18 protein-coding genes and 1 pseudogene are annotated in these 20,018 nt (G+C 69.3%); 12 read left to right on the top strand and 7 right to left on the bottom strand.

Translation table 11 applies throughout. The features are described from left to right. Positions 1-26 precede the first annotated feature (26 nt). The gene (locus tag BN1701_RS15235) at positions 27-1,007 is read left to right on the top strand and encodes a trans-acting enoyl reductase family protein (RefSeq protein ID WP_054049427.1); all 981 of its coding nucleotides are present in this window, start codon (positions 27-29) and stop codon (positions 1,005-1,007) included. Here BN1701_RS15235 and BN1701_RS15240 read toward each other — a convergent pair. Next, positions 985-3,105 carry a bifunctional diguanylate cyclase/phosphodiesterase gene (locus BN1701_RS15240; RefSeq protein WP_054049429.1) on the bottom strand — a complete coding sequence of 707 codons (2,121 nt, stop codon included), beginning with the start codon at positions 3,103-3,105 and terminating at the stop codon, positions 985-987. The two genes, BN1701_RS15235 and BN1701_RS15240, sit on opposite strands and share 23 nt — an antisense overlap. 23 nt (positions 3,106-3,128) lie before the next feature. Next, on the bottom strand, positions 3,129-3,947 hold the full coding sequence (locus BN1701_RS15245) for an SAM-dependent methyltransferase (RefSeq protein ID WP_067521213.1): 819 nt from the start codon (positions 3,945-3,947) through the stop codon (positions 3,129-3,131). A 178-nt stretch (positions 3,948-4,125) separates the two neighbouring features. On the opposite strand from BN1701_RS15245, the gene BN1701_RS15250 reads away from it, so the two are divergent. From BN1701_RS15250 to lysA, 3 genes and pseudogenes are all read left to right on the top strand, one after another. Continuing rightward, positions 4,126-5,442, top strand: coding sequence for a cytochrome P450 (locus BN1701_RS15250; RefSeq protein WP_054049430.1), 1,317 nt, complete (start codon positions 4,126-4,128; stop codon positions 5,440-5,442). A 109-nt stretch (positions 5,443-5,551) separates the two neighbouring features. Then, a complete protein-coding gene (locus tag BN1701_RS15255; protein WP_054049432.1) occupies positions 5,552-6,592 on the top strand; it encodes an alpha/beta hydrolase in 1,041 nt (346 codons plus the stop codon). Positions 6,593-6,820: 228 nt separating this feature from the next. Beyond that, positions 6,821-8,137, top strand: a pseudogene (gene lysA / locus BN1701_RS15260) (diaminopimelate decarboxylase); the annotation flags it as partial. A 602-nt stretch (positions 8,138-8,739) separates the two neighbouring features. Here the strand turns inward: lysA and BN1701_RS15265 are convergent. Then, a complete protein-coding gene (locus BN1701_RS15265; RefSeq protein ID WP_054049434.1) occupies positions 8,740-9,618 on the bottom strand; it encodes a trans-aconitate 2-methyltransferase in 879 nt (292 codons plus the stop codon). Between the two features lie 79 nt (positions 9,619-9,697). Between BN1701_RS15265 and BN1701_RS15270 the strand changes: the two genes are divergently transcribed. Continuing rightward, positions 9,698-10,279, top strand: a complete 582-nt coding sequence (locus BN1701_RS15270; RefSeq protein ID WP_054049436.1) for a helix-turn-helix domain-containing protein — start codon at positions 9,698-9,700, stop codon at positions 10,277-10,279. Between the two features lie 89 nt (positions 10,280-10,368). Here the strand turns inward: BN1701_RS15270 and BN1701_RS15275 are convergent, their stop codons facing one another. After that, positions 10,369-11,085 (bottom strand): HNH endonuclease family protein, encoded by a 717-nt coding sequence (locus tag BN1701_RS15275; RefSeq protein WP_197672100.1) that lies wholly within the window; start codon positions 11,083-11,085, stop codon positions 10,369-10,371. 144 nt (positions 11,086-11,229) lie between these two features. Further along, positions 11,230-11,454, bottom strand: coding sequence for a three-helix bundle dimerization domain-containing protein (locus BN1701_RS15280; RefSeq protein WP_054049441.1), 225 nt, complete (start codon positions 11,452-11,454; stop codon positions 11,230-11,232). 126 nt (positions 11,455-11,580) lie between these two features. On the opposite strand from BN1701_RS15280, the gene BN1701_RS15285 reads away from it, so the two are divergent. Both BN1701_RS15285 and BN1701_RS15290 read left to right on the top strand, forming a co-directional pair. Then, complete coding sequence (locus BN1701_RS15285) at positions 11,581-12,186, top strand: TetR/AcrR family transcriptional regulator (protein ID WP_054049443.1); 606 nt, start codon at positions 11,581-11,583, stop codon at positions 12,184-12,186. Between the two features lie 73 nt (positions 12,187-12,259). Further along, positions 12,260-13,906 carry an FAD-binding dehydrogenase gene (locus tag BN1701_RS15290; RefSeq protein WP_054049445.1) on the top strand — a complete coding sequence of 549 codons (1,647 nt, stop codon included), beginning with the start codon at positions 12,260-12,262 and terminating at the stop codon, positions 13,904-13,906. 7 nt (positions 13,907-13,913) lie between these two features. Here BN1701_RS15290 and BN1701_RS15295 read toward each other — a convergent pair whose 3' ends face one another. Next, a complete protein-coding gene (locus BN1701_RS15295) occupies positions 13,914-14,558 on the bottom strand; it encodes a class I SAM-dependent methyltransferase (protein WP_054049446.1) in 645 nt (214 codons plus the stop codon). 94 nt (positions 14,559-14,652) lie between these two features. Here BN1701_RS15295 and recQ point away from each other — a divergent pair, with 94 nt between their 5' ends. The 5 genes from recQ to BN1701_RS15320 all read left to right on the top strand — a co-directional run bounded on the left by recQ (position 14,653) and on the right by BN1701_RS15320 (position 18,707). Then, complete coding sequence (gene recQ, locus BN1701_RS15300; RefSeq protein ID WP_082859866.1) at positions 14,653-16,476, top strand: DNA helicase RecQ; 1,824 nt, start codon at positions 14,653-14,655, stop codon at positions 16,474-16,476. A gap of 26 nt (positions 16,477-16,502) precedes the next feature. Beyond that, positions 16,503-16,883 (top strand): VOC family protein, encoded by a 381-nt coding sequence (locus BN1701_RS15305; RefSeq protein WP_054049448.1) that lies wholly within the window; start codon positions 16,503-16,505, stop codon positions 16,881-16,883. Between the two features lie 261 nt (positions 16,884-17,144). Then, positions 17,145-17,633: a DUF5753 domain-containing protein gene (locus BN1701_RS15310; protein ID WP_054049450.1), complete on the top strand. Its 489-nt coding sequence runs from the start codon at positions 17,145-17,147 to the stop codon at positions 17,631-17,633. A 6-nt stretch (positions 17,634-17,639) separates the two neighbouring features. Further along, entirely contained in the window at positions 17,640-17,828 is a 189-nt protein-coding gene (locus tag BN1701_RS15315; RefSeq protein WP_054049452.1) for a DUF397 domain-containing protein, read from the top strand. A 42-nt stretch (positions 17,829-17,870) separates the two neighbouring features. Continuing rightward, the gene (locus tag BN1701_RS15320) at positions 17,871-18,707 is read left to right on the top strand and encodes a metallophosphoesterase (RefSeq protein ID WP_054049454.1); all 837 of its coding nucleotides are present in this window, start codon (positions 17,871-17,873) and stop codon (positions 18,705-18,707) included. Here BN1701_RS15320 and BN1701_RS15325 read toward each other — a convergent pair. Further along, positions 18,704-19,936 carry a preprotein translocase subunit SecY gene (locus tag BN1701_RS15325; RefSeq protein ID WP_067520741.1) on the bottom strand — a complete coding sequence of 411 codons (1,233 nt, stop codon included), beginning with the start codon at positions 19,934-19,936 and terminating at the stop codon, positions 18,704-18,706. The two genes, BN1701_RS15320 and BN1701_RS15325, sit on opposite strands and share 4 nt — an antisense overlap. Positions 19,937-20,018: the final 82 nt, after the last annotated feature.

Consider the following 20,018-nt stretch of genomic DNA (forward strand, 5'->3'; position numbering starts at 1 on the left):
CACCCGATCGAGTCGAAACTAGGTGCATGACATCAGTGACCGTTTACGGCGCCTCCGGACACACAGGACGCTTCATCGTCGCCGAGCTGCGCGAACGGGGTTTGACCCCGGTGCTGTCCGGCCGCGACCCGAACAAGCTCGCCGCACTCGGCGGCGAGGTCCGGCCCGCCGCGCTGGACGACCCGGCAACGCTGGACAAGGCGCTGGCCGGGTCGGCCGCGGTGATCAACGCGGCAGGCCCGTTCGCCGCCACAGCCACTCCCGTGGTGGACGCCGCGCTGCGGGCGGGCATCCCGTACCTCGACGTCGCCGCCGAACTCGAAGCCGTCGCCGACGCCTACGGCCACCACGACCGGGCCGTCGCGGCGGGCGTCCCGGTCATCCCCGCGATGGCGTTCTTCGGCGGCCTCGGCGACCTGCTGACCACCGCCGCCCTGGACGACTGGACCACGCCGGACCGGATCGACGTGGCCTACTGGCTCAGCAGCTGGCACCCCACCGGGGGCACCCTGGCCTCCGGCCAGGTGTCCAGCCAGCGCCGCGACGGCAGGCGTCCGGTCATGGTCGACGGCAGGCTGACCCTGCGCGAGGACACGGCCACCCGCACGGAGTGGACGTTCCCGCCGCCGATCGGCCGCGTGCCTGTGCAGGCGGAGTTCACGATGGCCGACTCGATCGTCGTCTCCCGACACCTTGACGTGCCGGTGATCAGCACCTACATGGCGGCCAACGCGGTCCAGGACCTGGCGGGCGCGACCCCACCGGCGCCCACCGACGAACGCGGCCGCTCGGACCAGGCGTTCCTGATCGAGATCGTCGTCCACCAGGCAGGCCAGGAACGCCGGATCACCGCATCGGGCCGCGACATCTACGCGATCAGCGCTCCCCTGGTGGTGGAGGCCACCGAGCGCGTCCTGAAGTCCGACCGCACCGGCGTCCTGGCCCCAGGATCGGTGTTCGACGCCCGCGACTTTCTCGGCTCGATCAAGGATCTGACGGTCTTGTGAGCTGTGGGAGGTCGGTGGCCGAACGACCGAAGTGGTCGCCCAAGGCCAAGTCGGCGCCCGCCGCCCGCCACCACTGAGCCTGAGCGGGCGTACCCACGCCATCGACGATGACCTTGACACCCGCGTCATGGACAAGCGACGGAAGCGCGGCCAACGCGACGCTCACCGGCGAATCAGGCGAGCGGGCCTGCCGGGCGACCAGGGTGCGGGCGACACGGACCGCGTGGACCGGGTGGTCCTCGACCAAAGCCAGGTCACCGGGACTGGCCCCGAAGCCGTCGAGGAACAGGGACACGCCGATGTCGGACAGGCCGGACAGGTTGGCGACGCTCTCGCCCCGGTCCGCGGCCACTACGTGGGTGGGCATGCCCAGCAGCAGGTCCTCGGGTCGCAGACCGCTCTCGTGCAGCGCGGCGCGGACGCGGGCGACCAGGTCGGCGTCGGCGGACTGGTGGGCGGTGAGGCCGACCAGCAGGGGGCGCCCGGCGCGGCGGCCCGGCCACCAGCGCACCCGGATGGCCGCCGTGCCCAAGGCCCACGCGCCCATCGACAGGACGAGGCCGGTCTGTTCGGCGAGGGCAAGGCAACGCTCGTGCGGAAGTGGACCAAGATCGGGATGGTCCCACCACAGCCCGGCCTCGACCCCCGCCGTGGCGCCGTCGGCGAGCCGCACCAGCGGGCGGTAGCGCACCGTCAGCTCACCGGTCTCCCACGCGCCCGGCATGGCGGCGGCGAGGGCGTAGGCGCTCCGGTCCTCGGCGTCCTGGTCCACGTCGTAGAGCTCCCACTGACCTGGCCCGCTGCGTTGTGCCCGGCGCAGGGCGACATCGGCCGCGCGCAGGACCTCGGCTGGACCGAGGTCGGGGTGGGGGCGGTGGACCACGCCGAAGCAGGCGGGCGCGGCAACGCCCACACTGTCCACATAGGTCACTTCGGCCAGCTCGGCGGTGAGCGCGGACACCGTGGCGGCGACGTCGGGGGTGGTCGCGGAGTTCTCCAGCAGGATCGCGAACTCGTCGCCCTCGAACTTGGCGACCATGGACTTCTCGGCGAAGACGACCGCGCTGAGCCGCTGGGCGGTCATGGTCAGCAGCCGGTCCGCGGCCCGCCTGCCCAGGCTGTTGCCCACCGCGGCCACAGCGTCGAGGCCGAGGTGGATCAGCGTGATCCCGTGGCGCGGGTCGGCCCGCTGTAGCGCGCCTTCGAGGCGGGAGTCGAAGAACTGACGGTTGGGCAGACCGGTGAGCACATCGTGCAGCGCTTGGCGGCTCAACTCGCTTTGCAGCAGCATCAGTTCCGTTCCGTCCTCGACCACCGTCACGAACTGGCGCGGGCCGCCGTCGCCACCGCGCAGCAGCGACGCGGTCAGCGTGACCCTGGCGACGTCACCGTCGGCGCGCAGCAACTGCTGGGACTGCTTGATCCGCAAACGCTTGCCAGCCAACAGGGCGGCGTAGTCCGCCCGCAGGATCGGCGCGAAGTCGGGATGGACGATGGCGAAGAAGTCCTGGCCGGTCAGCTCGTCGGCGGCGTGGCCGACGATCTCGCCGATCGCGCCGTTGACGCGCACGATGACGCCGTCGAGGTCGGTGATCACGATGCCGTTCGCCGAGGCCGTTGCGACGCCGTCGAAGCGCGCCTCGCTCTCGCGCAGGTGCCACTTGGCGTCGCGGACCGCCTTGAGCAGCGACAGCTTGATGTTGTCCTGCTGGAGCAGCGTCCTGTCCCGGTTCGCCGCGGCGAAACCACAGGCCAGGGCGCCGACGCACAGCGCGATCCGCTCGCCCGCCAGCCCCGGCAGCGCCGAGAGTCCCCGGCTGAGGACCTCCACCGTGCGCTCAAGGGTGCCCTCGCCGATGACCTCCAACTCGACCAGCCGGGCGCCTGCCGCCCGCGCGCGTCCGGTGTCGTTCGGGTCGCGGACGTCGGCGCACAGCGCGTCGACCATCGCCGCCAGCTCGCGTTCGAGCGCCTCGCGGGAGATCCGGACGAACCCGACATCGCTGAGCAGGTACGCCCATTTCCTGGTCAGGATCAACCGCTCGCGCGCGCCGTCGTCCGGCGGCGAGTGGTCGTCGCGCTCCAGGGGCCGGTTCACGGCATCCCTTCCTCAGCGCCTATTCAGATTTTGCGGCCCACTCCCGCGTAGAACTGGGAGTTCATGTCGGCCTCGCCCGCGATGTCGCCCGCCCCGGACGGTCGCCACAGCCCGCACCCGACCAGCCCGGGTTCGACCAGCTCGAATCCGGCGAACAGCGGCTCGATCTCGGCGTGCGAACGCAGCTGGACCAGGTCGCGGCTCTTGCTCTGCTCGACCAGGCCCGCCACCTTGGTGATCTCCTCGGTCTTGCGGTCGGCGCTGGCGTGGGTGATCGCCAGCATGCTACCGGGGGCGAGGCGCTCGTTGTACTTGGCCAACAGGCCGATCGGGTCCCAGTCATCGGGGACCCAGTGCAGCATGAAGAGCATCAGCACGCCGACCGGCTCGTCGAGGTCGAGCAGGCGGCGGGCCTCCGGGCTGTCGAAGATGCCCTCCGGGTCCCGGATGTCAGCGCGGACGATGGCGACCTGGTCCTGGTCGGCCAGCATCAGTTCGCTGTGCGCGACGGCCACCGGGTCACGGTCGACGTAGACCACGCGGCACGTCGGGTCCTCGCCGTGGGCGACCTGGTGCACGCTGCCCACGGTCGGGATGCCCGCGCCGACATCGAGGAACTGCCGGACACCTTGGCTGATCATGAACCGGACCGCGCGGCCAAGGAACGCGCGGTTCATCCGAACGAGCTGGCGCAGGCCGGGCAGCATCTGCTCGGCCTTGCGGCTCAGCTCGCGGTCGGCCTCGAAGTTGTGCGCGCCGCCGAGCAGATAGTCGTACGCGCGAGCAATGCTCGGCACCGACACATCGACGCTCGACGGGACCCAACCCTGCCACTCAGACAGGTTCACGGCGAACACCCTCTTCGACGGAGTTTCTGGGGAGAGGCCAGCAGAGTACCGCTTTCCGGCCGAGTCCAAGTCCACCCGACAGAGTGATCATCCCTAACCCATTCGGGGGCTTTGGTGCGCTACCGAACGGTTCTAAGGTGGGGCCTCCCTTTTCTCGGACCCAGGAGCTCGGATGACCGTCCCGGTCGCCCCCGGCCGCTGGCCCGTTCTCGGTCACACCCCGGCGATTTTGCGACACCGCTTGGGTTTCACGTCGTCGCTGCGCCAGTACGGCGATGTCGTGCGCATCGATCTCGGGCCGATGCCCGCCCATGTCGTGACCACTCCCGAACTGGCCCACCGGGTCCTGGTGACCGAGGGCGCCGCGTTCGAGAAGGGCGCGATGTTCGACAAGTTCCGCGCCTACGTGGGAAATGGTCTCGTGTTGTCCTCCGGCGCGTTCCACCGCAGACAGCGCAGGCTGATGCAGCCGTCGTTCCACCGCGACGAACTCGCGCGCTACCCGGAGACGATGGTGCGCGCGACGACAGACCTGACCGACTCCTGGGAGCCGGGCGCGGTCCGTGAGGTCGACCAGGACATGCAAGCGGTGGCTGTGACCATCGTCGGCGAGACGCTGTTCTCCGCCGGACTCGGCCGCGCCGCCATCGAGGAAGCGCGCCGGTCGATTCCCCTTGTCATCAAATACGGGATGCTGCGCGTGTTGTCCCCCAGTCTGCTGGAGCGGCTGCCGATCCCGGTCAACCGCCGGTTCGACGAGGCCACCGCGCGCATGCGCGCCATCGTGCTCGACCTGATCGCCCAGCGCCGCGCCACGGGGGTCGACCGCGGCGACCTGCTGTCCAGACTCCTGCTCGCGCGGGACGAGACCGGTGCAGGCATGGACGACGAGCAGGTCCACGACGAGGTCATCACGTTGCTCAGCGCGGGCATCGAGACCAGCGCGCTGGCCCTGGCCTGGATCTTCCACGAACTCGGCCGCGACGCGGAGGTGCGACAGCGGGTGCACGCGGAGGTGGACGAGGTCCTCTCAGGACGGACGATCACCTTCGACGATGTCCCCAAGCTGGAATACACGCGCCGAGTGGTCGACGAGACCCTGCGCAAGTATCCACTGTGGATTCTGATGCGACGCGCCACCACCGAGGTCGACCTGGGAGACGTGCGCCTGACCGCGGGCGACGAGGTGATCGTCAGTCCGCACGCGCTGCACCACGACCCACACTCCTACGCCAACCCGATGCGGTTCGACCCCGACCGCTGGACCCCCGAGCGGTCCGCGGCGCTGCCCAAGGGCGCCTACATCCCGTTCGGCGCGGGCACCCGCCAGTGCATCGGGAACTCGTTCGCGCTGACCGAGATCATCGCCGTGGTGGCCACCGTCGCCGCCCGCTGGGACTTGGTCCCGGTGCCGGGCAAGCCGGTCGTGGTGAAGGTGACCTCGACGGCGTACCCCAGCCGCCTGCCCATGACGACCATGCCCAGATAGTCCGGTCGTGGTGAAGGTGACCTCGACAGCGTTCCCCAGCCGCCTGCCCATGACGACCGTTCCCCCACTAGCGCCGTGCGGATACTAGTCCTATTTGGAGGTTCTTACCGTGTTCCACAGTGGACTCAAGCGGATTCGCCGCGCCTGCGCGATCGGCGTCGCCGCACTCGGCCTGAGCGTGCTGCTGCCCGCCGCGCAGTCGCAGGCCAGTGAGATCACCTGCCGGGAGCTGGACATGCCGGTCACCCTGGCGGGCCTACCGCAGACCATGTACGGCAAGCTCTGCGTCCCCGACGGCGCGCGGACCGTGCAGGTGCTCATCCCCGGCGGGACCTACAACAGCACGTACTGGGACTCCCCCTACGACGCGGCAACCCGGTCGTTCCGCCTCGCGGCCAACCACGCGGGCTACGCCACGCTGACCGTCGACCGGCTCGGCTCCGGGCGCAGCTCGAAGCCGCTCAGCGCCACCGTGACCGCGATCGGCCAGGCCGACGCGATCCACCAGGTCGTGCGGAAGCTGCGCGCGGGCACGTTCGGCCCGGCGTTCGACAAGGTGATCCTCGGCGGGCACTCGCTCGGCTCGGCCATCGCGATGATGGAGGCGGGCACCTACCACGACGTCGACGGCGTGCTGATCACCGGAATGGCCCACCGGCTCAGCGTGCTGGGCACGCTGCCGCTGTTCAGCTCACTCATCCCAGCCGCCCTCGACAGCAAGTTCGCAGGCCTCGGCCTCGACATCGGCTACCTGACCACCCGCGCGGGCACCCGCTACACCTCCTTCCACAGCCCCGGCCCCAGGGACACCGGTGTCACCGGGACCGACGAGACGACCAAGGACGTGGTCGCCCCCGGCGAGGTCCTCGACGGCGCGCTGATCGGCGCGGTGATCCCTTACACCCGGCTCATCGACGTGCCGGTACTGCTCGCCCTCGGCGACGACCCGGCCTTCTGCGGCCTGCTCGGCACCGACTGCTCCAGCGCCGAGGGCCTGCGCGGCGCCGAGGCCCTGTACTACTCGCCCGCCGCGCGATTGCGCGCCTATGTCCACCACGGCTACGGTCACGCGATCAACTTCGCCCCCGACGCCCCCGCCTACCACGACTTCGTGACGCGCTGGGCCGACGAGATGGTCGGCCGCGGCTGACCCTTGGCTGGATGTGACCCACGCCATGCTCCACTGTGGACAGCGTCAGGACGCCGCAACGATCGGGCCGTGACGCGTCAAGACCGCGTCTGGATTCCCCACAGCGGCACCGTTCCGGCGTCTCCTCGAAGTAACCGAACGAGGAGTTTCAATGATCGTGTCAAACCGAAGCGTTGATCGGGGCGTGCGCCCTGGCGGAGCAGCGGTTGTCGCGGATGTGGAGGAGCCGTGACGCTCGCGGAGTTGGTGCCCAGCATCGGCCTGGCCGGTGCGCCGCCCCTGGAGGAGGACCTGTGGCCCGCGGGAACCCGGGTGGTCGATGGCGGTGACGTGACCGTCGGCGGCGTGGCCATGACCGAGGTCGCGGCCCGCTTCGGCACCCCGTGCCAGGTGTTGGCCGAGGCCGAGATCCGGCGCCGCGCGCGCCGGTTCCACCGGACCCTCGACGGCGTGGAGATCGTGTACGCGGGCAAAGCCCTGCCCTGCGCGGCGGCGTTCCGCTGGGCCGACGAGGAAGGGCTGTCCCTCGACGTCTGCTCGGCCGGTGAGCTGGCGGTGGCGCGGGCCGTCGGGTTCCCGGCCGAGCGGATCCTGCTGCACGGCAACGTGAAGACCGACGACGACCTCAAGGCCGCGCTGTCCTACGGGGTCGGCCGGATCGTGGTCGACTCGGCCGACGAGATCGACCGGCTGGCGGGTCTGACCACCGGGCAGGACGTGCTCGTGCGGGTCACGCCCGGCGTCGACGCGCACACCCACCGGGCGATCGCGACCGGGGTGGAGGGCCAGAAGTTCGGCCTCTCCCTGGCGTCCGGGGCCGCGGCGACGGCGGTCGGCCAGGTGCTGGCCCAGCCGGGGCTGCGCTTCGCGGGGCTGCACTGCCACCTGGGTTCCCAGGTCCGGCGGGTGGCGGCCTATGAGGACGCCGCCCGCCGGATGGTCGGCCTGATCGCGGACCTGTGGGCCCGGTACCAGGTGACCGTCCCCCAACTCGATCTCGGTGGCGGGTTCGCGGTGCCGTATCTGCCGGGTGAGGCGGATTTCGACCTGCTGGGGTTTGCCACCCGTCTGCGGACGGCCGTGACCGACGAGTGCGCGGGCAGGCGGGTCCCGGTTCCGCGGCTGGCGGTCGAGCCGGGGCGGTCGCTGGTCGCCACCGCCGGGGTCACGCTGTATCGGGTGGTGTCGGTCAAGGATCGGTTCGTCGCTGTCGACGGCGGGATGAGCGACAACCCTCGGCCCGCTCTGTACGGCGTCCGGTACGCCGTACGACTCGTCGGCCGGACCACCAAGGCCGTGCGCCGCCGGATGACGGTGGTGGGCAGGCATTGCGAGGCGGGCGACATTGTGGCCGAGGACGTGCCGCTACCAGCGGATATCCACTCGGGCGATCTGCTGGCGGTGCCTGTGACCGGGGCTTATCACCACGCGATGGCCGCCAACTACAACCAGGTGGGGCGACCGCCGATCATTGGAGTGTGCGACGGCTCGACCCGAGTCCTGGTCCGTCGCGAGACTGAGCATGACCTTCTGCGGCGAGACGTGTTCGTCAGGACAATGGTGGCAACGACCGAACGGAGCCCGACGATGACCGCGCCACAGGAACCCATCGAGACCGACTACACCGGTGGTGGGGTGCCGACGTTTGACTATGTCCGGGAGCGGGTTGAGGGGAAGCTCGCCGGCTCGGCGGGCGCGACTGAACTCGCGGGTGAGCTGCCTGAGGCTAAGTCGGTTGAGGAACAGCTGGCTGAACGGGAGAAGGCGGGGAAGAGCAAGCTGGAGGAGATTCGCCGGGCGATGCGCGGCGAGGGTGGTTGAGGCCGCACCATCGATGGTGGGCGATGCGCGGCGACCGTGGTTCGGCCGCACCATCGGGTGAAACTGGGCGTTCTCGCTTTGCCTGGGGCCCCTACGACGGCCCTGTGGGGAAAAAGCGGTGGCGGATAAGGCACCCCACACGCCAAGCAGCTTAGGGCCGTCGTCCCCCCAGACAAAGCGAGAACGCCCAGTTTCACCCGATGCTGCTTTGTGGGTCCGTGCGGCTTTGCTGCCGATGCCGCTCAGGTGGTTGGGTACAGCGTTGTTGGTGCGGCTCCGGCGCCGTCATCGACAGGCCCACAACCCGGCAGGTATCACTTCGCGCGCTAGGCGTCGGTGCGGGTGCCGGTGAAGACCGTGGTGGCGGACAGGATGAAAGCGTCGGGTCGCCGCAGGATGCTCTCCGGGGAGTCGGGGTCGAGCAACGCGTCGAGGGTGTCGCGGTCCTGTGTGTCCAAGGCGTCGGTCACCGTGTGTCGGATCCGGGACAGGTGGGCGTGGAGGTAGGCGCGGCCTGTCTCCCCCAGGGGCGCGGGCAGGTCCAGTAGCGACGTGAAGCTGCCGACGTGGGTCAGGCCGGCGCGGCTGAGCATCGCGGTCCAGTCCTCGACCACGGGGGTGCTGCCGGGCAGTTCGGTCCGCATGACCTCGAACCACTCCTCTTGGGCGACGTCGAGTCGGGCCTGGAGGCCTGGCCTGCCGATGTTGATGTCGCGGGGGAGGAAGCGCATCGGCAGACCGCCCTCGGCCACTGCGAGCAGACCGCCGGGCCGCAGCACCTCGGCGAGCGCGGTCAGCGCGGCCTGCTGGTCGCCGAGGTGGTGTACCGCGCGGCTGCTCCAGATCAGGTCCGCCTGGCCGATACCGTCGAGACCTTCTGGCAGTTCCGCATGCCTGACAGTGACCCGGCCGCCGAGGCCGAGTCGCTCCGCGCGGGCCAGTGCGCGGTCCAGCAGTTCCGGCGAACCGTCGACGGCGACCGCTTCGGCGTCGGGGAAGGCATCGGCCAGCACGCTGGTCATCACGCCGGGGCCGCTGCCGATGTCCAGGACGCGCCGGATCTTGTGGTTGGGGTCCAGTAGGTCGGCGAGGCGGGTCGCCGTGTCGCGGAGGGCGGGCAGTTGCAGTTCGCCGCTGTCCTCCAGCCAGGTGGCCATGACCGCCCAGTCGATGTCGGTGTGGTGGTGTCCGTGTCCGTTGCTCATACGACCGAGGGTGCCCGCACGCGGGCGAAGACGGCAACCTTTGTTGCCGATTCCGGGACAAACGGGTGGAATGGCGGGTATGGACAAGCCACCGCCCTACCAAGAGGTCCTCGACGAGGTCGCGCCCCGGCTCAAGCGGCTGCGCACCAAGCGCGGCATCACCCTGGCCGCCCTGTCCGAGACGACCGGCATCTCCACCAGCACCCTGTCGCGGCTGGAGTCCGGTCAGCGCAAGCCCAGCCTGGAGCTGCTGCTCCCGCTCGCCGGGGCGTACAACGTGCCCCTCGACGATCTGGTCGGTGCGCCCGAGGTCGGGGATCCAAGGGTCCGGCTGACCCCTCGGAGCATGCACGGCGGCGGCACGTACATCCCGCTGACCAGGAGTCCGAGCCCGATCCAGGCGTACAAGATGATCATCCCTGACCGGGGTGAGCCGGAACCGCGCACCCACGAGGGCTACGAGTGGCTGTACGTGCTCGACGGCAGGCTGCGCCTCGTCCTGGCCGAACACGACGTCGTCCTCGGACCCGGCGAGGCCGCCGAGTTCGACACCAAGGTGCCGCACTGGTTCGGGAGCGCGGACGGCAGGCCCGTCGAGCTCCTGAGCCTCTTCGGCAAACAGGGCGAGCGCATGCACGTCCGCGCCAAGCCCCGCGCGTGAGACCACAATGGACTGATGCCCGACGAACCCGAGGCCATCGGCCTGCTCGCGCTGATGCCGCCTGAGGTGGGGGAGCAGGCGGCCTCACGTCAGGCCGGACAGGTCTCCAGCGCTTTGATCAGCTCGGCCCGTTCGGGAGCGGTGACCGTGAGCTTGTAGCGGCCCTTGACCGTGGCGTAGATCCGCGCGAATGAGCAGTGGTAGCCGGTGTTCGGCGGCAACCAGTGCTGCGCGCCGATTCCGCCGGGGATCTTGTCGCCGCGCGACTGGTTGGTCTTGCCGTCGACCGCGATCAGGTTGCCCAGGTCGTTGGCAGCGGTGACCCGGTCGGCGATCGGCCACTTGGCCGCGCCGGAGCGCCACATCTCGGCCAGTGGCACGACGTGTTCGATTTGGACCTTGGCCCGGTCGACCGTCTTGCCGGTGTACGGGTCGTGCAGCGTCCCGGCGGTGACCGCGCACCTACCCGGTTTGCGCTCCACGTCGACCAGGTCGCGTGCGAGCACCTGGGAGCGCTGGTCGCAGCCGTCGCCGTCGGTGTCCTGCCATGGCCTGCCGAACACACACTGGGCACCCTTGTCGCAGTCGCGCTCGTAGCCACCCATCCTTCCCGGCACGGCGACGGTCAGCCCGTCAAGGGCGGTGCGGGCGGCGGCCATGTCGAGCGTGCCCACGGGCACCCGTTCGTCCACCGGCATCGGCGTCGTCCCGGTCGCGGACGGTATCGCGCACCCGGAGAGGGCAACCAGCCCAAGGCTGACCAACAGCGCGCGGACTCCGCCGATCCCCACCCTCGCCCGTGTCATGGCGGTGATGATCTCGGGTGCGTGACCCGCCCGGGACATCGGGTACCCGTGCGGGTTTGGTCGGTCCGATTCCGGGCATTCCTCCGGGTGAGGAGGTAGTCATGTCAACCCTGTTGGCCGCCTCCACCCTCAGTACGCCGGGGTTCACTCAGCGGCGTGGTCCCGCAGCCGGTCCCTGGCGGCGCGCTCGGTCAGTGCGATCAGGTGCGTACGGACGGTGGCCTGCCGTGCGAGTTGGTCGTAGGTGTCCGTCACGAACCGCCGCACCGTGGCCCGGTCGATGGTGCCGAAGCGGTCGGCCAGGAACTCGGTGACCCGGTCGAGTTCGTGCTGGACTTCCTGGACGGAGGGTTCGGGGAGACCGGTCATCGGGTTCCTCCTCGGTGGCACGGCGGGGACTCTCCCAAGAGAGTGCGCCTCCCCCAGCCGCCCCGCACGTCCATTTGAATACATGGATGTATCGGATACAGAGGTGTATCGGCTAGGCTGCCCGCCATGTCGGAGACCAAGCGCGTCACCAAGCGGCGGACCCAAACCCGCCAACGGCTCCTCGACGCCGCTCTGACCGTCTTCGCCGAGCAGGGATTCGGCGCCTCGACGGTCGAGCAGGTCTGCGACCGCGCCGGCTACACCCGCGGCGCCTTCTACTCGAACTTCGTGTCCCTGGACGAGCTGTTCCTGGCCATGTGGGAACAGCGATCCGCCGAGATGCTCGCCGACCTGCGCGCCACCCTCGTCGAGACGCCACCGACCTTGGAAGCCGCCATCGAACAGCTCCTGGCGGCCATCCCAGTGGACGACGAGTGGTACCGCGTCACGGCCGAGTTCACCGCGCACGCCCTGCGCAACCCCGCGCTCAAGCGGGTCATGGCGGCCAGGGAGGACGCGATCCTGGAGACGATCATGCCCATCCTGGAGCCCGCCCTGGCCACCGCGGGCCGCGTCGTCCCCGACCGCCGTGCCTTCGGCCTGGCCCTGGTCGCCGTCCACGACGGGACCGCCACCCAATGCCTGATGGACCCCGACGACGAGAGCATCCGAGCGGCCAGACACCGCCTGTTCGCCACCGTCGTCCGCGCTTACAGCGAGGAGCAATCATGACGGTGTCAAGCCGGAGCGTCGATCTGTGTCTGCGCCCTTCGGAAACCGCGGTTGTCATGGATGTGGAGGAATCATGACCGACGTCATCGTGGTCGGCGCCGGTCTCGCAGGCCTGGTCGCCACCTACGAGCTCACCAAGGCAGGCAAGCGGGTCACGGTCGTCGACCAGGAGAACGCGGCGAACCTTGGCGGCCAAGCGTTCTGGTCCCTCGGTGGTCTGTTCCTTGTGGACAGTCCAGAACAGCGCCGCCTCCGCATCCACGACTCGCACGAGCTGGCGCTGCAGGACTGGTTGGGCAGCGCCGGTTTCGACCGCGACCGCGAAGACCACTGGCCAAGGCAGTGGGCCCACGCCTACGTCGACTTCGCCGCGGGCGAGAAGCGCGCCTACCTCCACGCCTTGGGTCTGCGCGTCATGCCCACCGTCGGCTGGGCCGAACGCGGCGGCGGCCTGGCGTGGGGCCATGGCAACTCGGTGCCCCGATTCCACCTGACCTGGGGCACGGGACCCGAGGTGGTCCGGGTGTTCTTGGAGCCCGTGATGGAGGCCGCCGCCCGCGGCCTGGTCACCTTCCGCCACCGCCACCAGGTCGACTCGTTGATCATGGAGAACGGCGCGGCCGTAGGCGTTCAAGGCACCGTCCTCGAACCCTCGGACACACCGCGCGGGGTGTCCTCGTCCCGGACAGCTGTTGGGTCGTTCGAACTGCGCGCCCAAGCCGTCGTGGTGACCTCGGGCGGCATCGGCGGCAACCCGGAGTTGGTCCGCAAGAACTGGCCGGTGGAACGGTTCGGCCGCGCTCCGGCCCGCATGATCACCGGCGTGCCCGCCCACGTGGACGGCCGGATGCTGGAGATCACCGAGTCGGCTGGGGCGAGCATCGTCAACCGCGACCGGATGTGGCACTACACCGAGGGCATCCAGAACTGGGACCCGATCTGGCCGTCCCACGGCATCCGCATCCTGCCCGGCCCGTCCTCACTGTGGCTCGACGCGACCGGCAAGCGCCTGCCGGTCCCCCTGTTCCCCGGCTTCGACAGCCTCGCGACGTTGAAACACATTCTGTCGACCGGGCACGACCACACCTGGTTCATCCTGACGCAGTCGATCATCGAGAAAGAGTTCGCCCTGTCGGGCTCCGAGCAGAACCCGGACATCACCGGCAAGGACCTGAAACTGCTCCTGAGCCGAGTCCGCAAAGGCGCCCCGGGCCCGGTCGAGGCGTTCAAACAACACGGTGTCGACTTCGTCGTCCGGCCGACCCTGCGTGAGTTGGTCGACAGTATGAACGAGCTTGAAGGTGGCGTGGACTTCGCTCAGGTCGAGCGGGAGGTCGTCGCCCGAGACCGGGAACTGGACAACACGTTCTCGAAAGACATGCAGATCATGGCGATCCGCAACGGCCGGACTTATCTGTCGGACAAGATCATGCGCATCGCAAGCCCGCACAAACTCCAAGACCCGGCCCACGGTCCTCTCATTGCGGTCCGCCTGAACCTGCTGACCCGCAAGACGTTGGGCGGCCTGGAAACCAACCTCGACTCACAGGTCATCCGCCCAGACGAATCGACCTTCGACGGCCTCTACGCGGCGGGCGAGGTCGCAGGCTTCGGGGGCGGCGGCGTCCACGGCTACAACGCACTGGAAGGCACCTTCCTGGGCGGCTGCGTCTTCTCGGGCCGAGCCGCGGGCCGAGCCTTGGCCCGCGACTTGGGCTGACGCGGGGTCAGGCCGGGCGCCGCGCGGCAAGCAGTACCTGCGGGCGCATCGACGGCGGCTGCGCGGGCAGCCGCAGCTCGGCGATCACCTCGAGACCGGCGTCGACCAGCATCCCGGCCAGCTCCTCGGGGCGGTACAGGTGGGTCGTCCAGGACACCGGAAGGCCACCGTACCCCTCAGTCCGCGGGACGTCGCCGTCGCCGACATGCGTGCCGATCAACGCCTGACCGCCGGGGACGAGCGCCTCGGCGAAAGTCCGCAGCACGCCCGGCAGCGCCGCCCGCGGCAGGTTGAACAGCGACCACCAGCCGAGCACGCCGCCGAGCGAAGCAGGCGCGAGGTCGAGCTCAGTCGCCGAGGCGACGGAGAACCGCAGGTCGGGGTACTGTCTGCGGGCGTGTTCGACCATCCGCGGCGACAGGTCGACGCCCGAGGCGTCCAGACCGAGTTCGGTGAGGTGCGCGGTGACGTTGCCGGGGCCGCAGCCGACGTCCAAGACCGGGCCAAGGCCGCGGACGGACTCGGCGAATGCGGCGAGCACGGCCCGTAGCCACGGCACCGCCTCCAACCGGCCCACGCCGAGTTCCACGTAGGCATCGGCGACCCGGTCGTAGGACTCGCGGACCGTCTCGAGGTCGGAGGGCTGCTGCACGGAGGCATCCTATGCACGGTGCGTGCCGAGCACTTGTCCACAGGCAGGCCGCGCCTGCCGTCGTGGTGGGTGGGGACCTCGTAGGATCGCGGGCGTGACTTCCGCCGAGACACTCACACCCGCCCTCGAAGTCCTCCGCCGAGTCTTCGGCTACGACGCCTTCCGCGGTGACCAAGCGGAGATCATCGAGCAGGTCGTCAGCGGTGGCGACGCCCTCGTGCTGATGCCGACCGGTGGCGGCAAGTCATTGTGCTATCAAATCCCCGCGTTGGTGCGGGACGGCGTAGGCGTGGTGATCTCGCCCTTGATCGCGCTCATGCAGGACCAGGTCGACGCACTACGGGCGTTGGGGGTTCGCGCGGGGTTCCTCAACTCGACCCAGGGGTATGAGGAGCGGCGGGAGGTAGAAGAGGCGTTCCTCGACGGCGAGTTGGACCTGCTCTACCTCGCCCCCGAACGGCTGCGGGTCGAGGCGACCACGCGGTTGCTGGAGCGCGGGACGATCGCGCTGTTCGCCATTGATGAAGCGCATTGTGTGTCGCAGTGGGGACATGACTTCCGGCCGGACTACCTGGCCCTGTCCGAGCTGCACGAACGCTGGCCCGACGTCCCCCGCATCGCCCTCACCGCGACCGCCACGAAGGCCACGCACACCGAGATCGCGCAGCGGTTGAATCTGGGGGATGCCAAGCACTTCGTGGCCAGTTTCGATCGGCCGAACATCCAGTACCGGATCGTGCCCAAGAACGGCGCCCAGAAACAGCTCCTCGATCTGCTGACAAGCGAGCACAAGGGCGATGCGGGCATCGTCTATTGCCTGTCGCGCGCGTCGGTGGAGAAGACGGCGGAATTCCTGTCGCAGAACGGAATCCCCGCCGTGCCGTATCACGCGGGGCTCGACGCGCGGACCCGGGCGCGCAACCAGTCGAGGTTCCTGCGGGAGGACGGGCTGATCGTGGTCGCCACGATCGCGTTCGGGATGGGGATCGACAAGCCGGACGTGCGGTTCGTGGCCCATCTCGACCTGCCGAAGTCCGTCGAGGGCTACTACCAGGAGACCGGCCGCGCCGGCCGCGACGGCCAGCCATCGACCGCCTGGCTCGCGTACGGCCTGGCCGATGTCGTGCAGCAGCGCAAGATGATCGACTCATCCGAGGGCGATCTGGCTCATCGGCGCAGGTTGAGCGCCCATCTCGACGCGATGCTCGCGTTGTGCGAGACGGTGTCCTGCAGGCGGGTCCAGTTGCTGAACTACTTCAGCCAGGACGCCGCCGCCTGCGGCAACTGCGACACCTGCCTCACCCCGCCGGAGTCCTGGGACGGCACCATCCCCGCCCAAAAGCTTCTGTCGACGGTCTTCCGCCTCGACCGCGAACGCGGCCAGAAATTCGGCGCGGGTCAGGTGATCGACATCCTGCTGGGCAAGCAGACGGAGAAGATCACCCAGTTCCGCCACGACCAGCTCAAGGTCTACGGCATCGGCACCGAACTCAACGACAGCGAATGGCGCGGCGTCGTCCGTCAACTCCTCGCCCAAGGCCTCCTGGCCGTCGAAGGCGACTACGGCGTCCTCACCCTGACCGAGACCAGCAACGAAGTCCTCGGCCGCACCCGCGACGTCATGCTCCGCCGCGAACCCGAACGCACCCGCCAACCCCGCACCCGCAAGCCTGCGGCGGCGGCGGCGGTCGACATGCCCGCCGAGGCCGCCCCCATCTTCGACCTCCTCCGCGCCTGGCGAGCCGCGGCCGCAAAGGAACAAGGCGTCCCCGCCTACGTGATCTTCCACGACGCCACCCTCCGTCAGATCGCCACCCAGAAGCCGTCTACGCTGGGCGATCTCGGCACGATCAGCGGCATCGGCGAGAACAAGCTGGCGAAGTACGGCCAGCAAATCCTCGATACCCTGAACCAATAGCTGTCGCATGAGAGCGGGTTTCATCAATGGCATGTCGTATCAGTGAGCTCGTGCTCGGTTGCCGCGACCCAGAGTTGCTGGCGCGATTCTGGTGCGAGGTACTGGACTTCGTCGTGCTCGATCGCGAGGACGACGGCACGCTGGAGATCGGGCCGCGTGAAGGGTTCGGCGGTCCGCAGCCAACGATCATCCTCAGTTACCGGGATGAGCCGGAGAAGGGGAAATCCCGGCTGCACATCGACGTCAACGCCACCGACCGCGATCAGGACGCCGAACTCGAACGCCTTCTGCGGCTTGGTGCGCGCCCGGCCGACGTCGGCCAGACAGGGCAGGAGCAGTGGCATGTCCTGGTCGACCCGGAAGGCAATGAGTTCTGCCTTCTCAAAGCCCGCCTCAACCCGCTCTGACGCTCGTCGGTATCAGACCTGAAACAGGTCACCCATTGGTGGCGGTTGCGGGTGTCGGGAAACGTGATCTCCTGACCACATGAGCGAACACCTGTCCGCGCGGATGCGCGCCCTGGCAACGGAACTGACCGCCGCGAGAGTGCGATCCGGTTTGAACTCCGCGATGTGTCGGCACGCCTGGACATCTCCATCGCGACCCTGAGCCGGACAGAGAACGCCCTGCGGACACCGACCGTCATCACAGTGACCCTTTCCGGGTAAGTGCCGGGTCTGTTGCAGACACCCGGGTACGCGCACGCGATCACCGCGCTCGCCACCTCAGCCGAGGTGGTCGAGACCCTGGTCGCGGAACGGTTGGAGCGACAGAAGGTGCTCAATCGCTTGGGCGGCCCACGGTATGTGGCCTTCCTGGATGAAGCGGCGCTGCGCCGGGCATATGGCAGTGCGGACGTGATGGCACATCAGATCCAGTGGCTCATCGACCTCGGGAAGCTGCCCCACATCTCTGTCCACGTGATCCCCTTCCGGCACGGCGGCTACCGCGCCCCGGGCTACTTCTCGCTGCTCGATTTCCACGAGAAACCGGGAATCGTCTATGTCGAGCAGGAGGGTGCCACCGGCTTCCTGCACGAACCCGGTGATGTGCACAGGTTCCGCGAGATTGTCGCTACGCTGGAACGGGTGGCGCTGGGGTCCGCCGAATCGGTGAACTTCTTGAGCAGGGTCGCGGCCGACTACGAACGGGGCTGAAACACCATGCACGGAGAGTGGCGGAAGTCGACCTTCAGCAATGGCGGGCAGCCCGACTGCGTGGAGGTCGCGTTTTCGGCATTGGTCCGCCTGCGCGACTCGAAGAACCCGGACTCGGGCGTCCTGGCCATCCCGGCCACCGCCTGGCACCCGCACCGGCTCGCCGTCGTTCGTCGCGGTGTGATGGGTCACTGAGATCACGCCCACGAGGGCCGAACGGGATGGGAAGATCGGACCGTGGGCTCACTTCTGGCGATCAGCGATCTGCACATCACCTACGCGGAGAACCGCGAGATCGTGGCCGGTCTGCGCCCGGAATCGCCTGACGACTGGCTGCTCGTGGCCGGTGACGTCGCCGATCAGCTGCACGACGTGCGCTGGGCGCTGGAGACGCTGGCGGGCCGCTTCGCGAAGGTGATCTGGACGCCGGGCAACCACGAGCTGTGGACCGTGCGCGCCGACCCGGTGCAGTCTCTCGGCGTACAGCGCTACGAGGACCTGGTCGCGATGTGCCGGGAACTCGGCGTGCTGACCCCGGAAGACCCGTACGTCCAGTGGACCGGCGAGGGCGGCCCCGTACTCATCGCGCCGCTGTTCATCGGCTACGACTACACCTTCAACGCCCCCGGCTGCACCACCAAGGAAGAGTCGCTGGCCTACGCCCGTGACACCGGGATCGTCTGCACCGACGAGGTCTACCTGTCCCCGGATCCGTATGAGAGCCGCGACGACTGGTGCCGCGCCCGGGTCGCGCTGACCGAGGCCCGGCTGGCCGAATGCGACCCGGCGGTGCCGTTGGTGCTGGTCAACCACTATCCGCTGGTACGCGAACCAACCCGGATCCTGCGGTTCCCCGAGTTCGCCCAGTGGTGCGGCACCGTGCTGACCGCCGACTGGCACACCCGGTTCAACACCGCCGCCATGGTCTACGGCCACCTCCACATCCCTCGCATCACCCACCACGACGGCGTGCGGTTCCAGGAGGTGTCGCTCGGCTACCCGCGCGAGTGGCGCCGCCACGGCAACCCGCACGGGATCCTCCGCCGCGTGCTGACCGCTCCCGCGCGCGTCTAACGCAGGTAACCCTGGTAGCGAATCATCTGGAGCTGGGTCTCGACCTGCTTGGCCGTGGTCAGGGCGACGTCGACCACGAAGATCAGCGAGACCAGGATCGCGACGCCCGCGAACGGGAACCTCGGAGCCGCGTCGAGCACGGCGATGGCTATCTCCGGCAGCAGAGCCACCGCGCCCAGGTAGAGGGCGCCCGCCGCGTTCATCCGCCGGTCCACGTACTCGAGGTATTGGGCCGTCGGGTTGCCGGGACGGATGCCGGGGATGAACCCGCCCTCCCTGACCAGCTTCGAGGCGATCGTCGTGGGCACGGAGGTGGCCGCCGACCTGGCGTAGGCGAACACGCCGACGAGCACGGCGTAGGCGACCATCCGCACCGGGTCGGCCTCGTCCCACAGGACCGCCGTGATCGCGCTGAGCCAGGTCGCGTCCGACCACAGCAGGCCGGGCAGGGCAGGCACGGCGAGCACCACCGCGGCCAGCACGATGGGCCCACTGCGCTGGGCCATCTGCACCGGGACGTAGGTCGGGGTCCCGCCGTGCGTCCGCCGCCCGATCAGCCGCTTCGCGTACTGCACCGGGATCCGGCGCTGCACCTGCGCGACCAGGATCGTTCCCATCACCACGACCACCACCACGACGAGCGCGACGATGACCGCGGCGACGCCCTTGGCCTGGACAAGGCGCCAGAACTCGACGGCGGCGACGGCGAGGACCTGGGTGAGCAACAGGATGCGCACCCCGTCGCCGTATCCGCGTTTCGTGATGAGCTCGGCCAGCAAGATCGCCAGGGCCGTTCCCGCCGCCGCGGTGGCCGCCATGACAACGAGCGGGATGGCACCGCGGTCGCCGATGCCCGCGGCCACCACACCCGCACCGCCGAGCACCACCGCGAGAACGCGGGTGTACCGGGCGATCCTGGCCGTGCCCGCCTCACCCTCCGCGGCGAGAGCGGACAGCCTCGGAATGACGGGGACGAGGTTGCGCATGAGGACTCGGGCGACCAGCACGGGCAGCACGCCGAACGCGATCACCGCGGGTAAGCGGAACCCGCCGCCGGTGAGCAGATCGATCACCCAGTAGAGGGGACTGTCGTCCTCGACGGAGTTCGCCGCGAGGTCCACGGTGGGCAGCGGCACGTTCTGCCCGACCCGGAAGATCACCACCGCGAGCAGGGTGACCGCGAGCCGCCTGAGCGGCGACCCGGCTCGGAATACGATCATGGTGCTCATGCTCTCAGCACCCCCACCGCCAACGAGTGCGATGGCCGCAAGCTGCCGAGACCGCCGCCGACCGTCGAGAGTGGATCGCGGG

The sequence above is a fragment of the Alloactinosynnema sp. L-07 genome (assembly GCF_900070365.1).
GTDB lineage: Bacteria > Actinomycetota > Actinomycetes > Mycobacteriales > Pseudonocardiaceae > Actinokineospora.